The sequence below is a fragment of the Simplicispira sp. genome, assembly GCF_028687295.1.
In the GTDB taxonomy this organism is placed as follows: Bacteria; Pseudomonadota; Gammaproteobacteria; order Burkholderiales; family Burkholderiaceae_C; genus Simplicispira; species Simplicispira metamorpha.
Genome location: NZ_JAQUAL010000237.1, coordinates 1 through 2,670 on the forward strand (window position 1 = coordinate 1; position 2,670 = coordinate 2,670).

At 65.5% G+C, this 2,670-nt stretch carries 3 protein-coding genes; all 3 read left to right on the forward strand.

The window, feature by feature from the left end:
- On the forward strand, positions 1-401 hold a 401-nt coding region (locus PHX69_RS16085; RefSeq protein ID WP_288045150.1), incomplete at its 5' end, for a dTDP-4-dehydrorhamnose 3,5-epimerase family protein.
- Between the two features lie 47 nt (positions 402-448).
- Entirely contained in the window at positions 449-1,684 is a 1,236-nt protein-coding gene (locus PHX69_RS16090) for a class I SAM-dependent methyltransferase (RefSeq protein ID WP_288045152.1), read from the forward strand.
- Positions 1,685-1,689: 5 nt separating this feature from the next.
- On the forward strand, positions 1,690-2,574 hold the full coding sequence (locus PHX69_RS16095) for an NAD-dependent epimerase/dehydratase family protein (protein WP_288045151.1): 885 nt from the start codon (positions 1,690-1,692) through the stop codon (positions 2,572-2,574).
- Positions 2,575-2,670 lie beyond the last annotated feature (96 nt).

Here is a 2,670-nt window from a genome sequence, read left to right on the forward strand (position 1 = left end):
ACACCGCCCAGCGCGGTACGGTGCGTGGCCTGCACTACCAGCGCTCGCCCGCGCCCGAGGCCAAACTGGTCAGCTGCCTGCGCGGCGCCGTCTGGGATGTGGCCGTGGACTTGCGTGCCGGTTCGCCCACCTTTTTGCAGTGGCACGCGCAAGAGCTGTCGGCGCGCAACCACACGGCGCTGCTGATTCCGCCCGGGTTTGCCCACGGCTTTCAGGTGCTGGAAGAAGGCGCCGAACTGCTGTACCTGCACTCTGCCCCGTACACACCGGCCTGCGAAGGCGCGCTCAACGTGCGCGACCCGCGCCTGGCCATTGCCTGGCCGCTGCCGGTGCAGGGCCTGTCGGCGCGCGACGCGGCCCACCCGTGGATCGATGCGCCATTTGAAGGAATCCGTCTGTGAACCCCAGCCCCGTGGTGCCTTTGGCATCCCCCCCATTGCGTGCCCCTATGCACTGCCGCCACTGTGCCGCCCCGGTCACGCGGGTCATGGCCGACCTGGGCACGGCGCCACCGTCCAACGCTTACCTCAGCGCCGCTGCGCTACAGCTGCCCGAACGCTGGTACCCCCTGCGCGTGCTGGTGTGCGAGCACTGCTGGCTGGTGCAAACCGAAGACTTCGCCCAGGCGCACGACCTGTTTGATGCCGATTACGCTTACTTCAGCTCCTTTTCCAGCAGCTGGCTGGCGCATGCACAGGCGTATGTCGAAGCCATGGTGCAGCGCTTTGGCTTGGGCGCGCACAGCCAGGTGGTCGAGATCGCCGCCAACGACGGCTATCTGCTGCAATACGTGGCCCAGCGCGGTATCCCGTGCCTGGGCATAGAGCCCACCGCCAGCACCGCCGCCGCCGCCCGCGCCAAGGGCATCCCGGTGGTCGAGCGCTTTTTTGGCGTGGCGCTGGCGCAGGAGCTGGTGGCCCAAGGCCGCAGCGCTGACCTGATCGCCGCCAACAACGTGCTGGCCCATGTGCCCGACATCAACGACTTCGTCGCCGGCTTCGCCACCTTGCTACAGCCCACCGGCGTGGCCACGTTCGAGTTTCCGCACCTGCTGCCGCTGGTGCAGCAGTGCCAGTTCGACACCCTGTACCACGAGCATTTCTCGTACCTGTCTTTGACGGCGGTGCAGCGCATCTTTGCCGCCAACGGCCTGGCGGTGTTTGACGTTCAAGAGCTGCCCACGCACGGCGGCAGCCTGCGCGTGTTCGCCCAGCGCAGCGACGCTAGCACGCCACGACCCACCGAGCCCGCTGTGGCCGCCCTGCTGGCCCGGGAGGTGCAGGCCGGCGTGTGCAGCGCCGATTTTTATAGCGATTTTCAGCTCCAGGCGTTGCGCATCAAGCGCGAGCTGCTCTCATTTTTGATAGCTGCGCAAGCCCAGGGGCGCAAAGTGGCGGCCTACGGCGCCGCCGCCAAGGGCAACACCTTGCTCAACTTTGCCGGGGTGCGTCCCGATTTGCTGCCCTACGTGGTGGACAAAAACCCGGCCAAGCAAGGCAAATTTTTGCCCGGCAGCCGCATCCCCATCGTCGATGAAGCCCACCTGCGCGCCGACCGCCCCGATGTCGTGCTCATCCTGCCCTGGAACCTGAAGGACGAGGTGACAACGCAACTGGCGTATGTGCGGGAGTGGGGTGGGGAGTTAGCGGTGGCTGTGCCAGCCGCTACCTTGCTGGCGGGGTAATGCCCATGAAAGTTTTACTGACCGGTGCCAGCGGATTCTTGGGCCGCCATGTATTGCACAGCCTGCGCCAGCGCGGCATCGACACGGTGCTGCTGTGCCGCCAGCCTCCAGCTGATCCCAAGGTCACGGCCTGGATTGCCGCCGATTTATTAGCCAGCACCGACTGGGTTGCTCTGGTTGCGCAGGCGCAGGCCACGCATTTGTTGCATCTGGCCTGGTATGCAGAACATGGCCGGTATTGGGTTTCTCCCCTGAATCTGCGCTGGGTGGACGCCACCGTCCAGTTGACCGAAGCCTTTTGCCAGGCCGGCGGCCAGCAGGTGGTGGTGGCAGGCACTTGTGCCGAATACGACTGGTCGCATGGCTACTGCCGCGAAGAAAGTACCCCCCTGCACCCGGCCACCTTGTACGGGGTGGCTAAAGATGCCGCCCGGCGCCTGGTGATGGCCGTGTGCCAGCAGCACCAGATTCCCTGTGCCTGGGGCCGGGTCTTCCTGCCCTTTGGCGCGGGTGAGTCCCCCCAGCGGCTCATTCCGTCCCTGATCGCGGCCCTGCGTGGCCAACGTGCGCCTTTTGGCGTTAATGCGTCTGCCTACCGCGATTTTTTGCACGCATCCGATGTGGCCGAAGGTTTGCTTACCTTGCTACAGCAGGGCGCACAGGGCGCCTACAACATCAGCTCGGGCCAGCCGGTGCAGCTACAAGCGCTGATACGCCAGTTGGCCGAACTGCTCCATGCCGAACCTGCGCCCTTGTTGGCGCTAGCCAGCGAACGCCCCTGCGAGCCTGCCTTGCTGGTGGGCGACCCGCAACGGCTGCAGGCTCTGGGCTGGCGTCCGGCGCTCAGCCGGGAACAGGCCCTGCATCAAACCATTCAAGAGGCTCTGTGATGCAGTTCCCCATGACAACTTGCCCCATTTGCGCCAGTGATGCGCTGCAACCATTCCTGCACCGCGATACCGTGCCGGTACACCAGAACCTGGTAG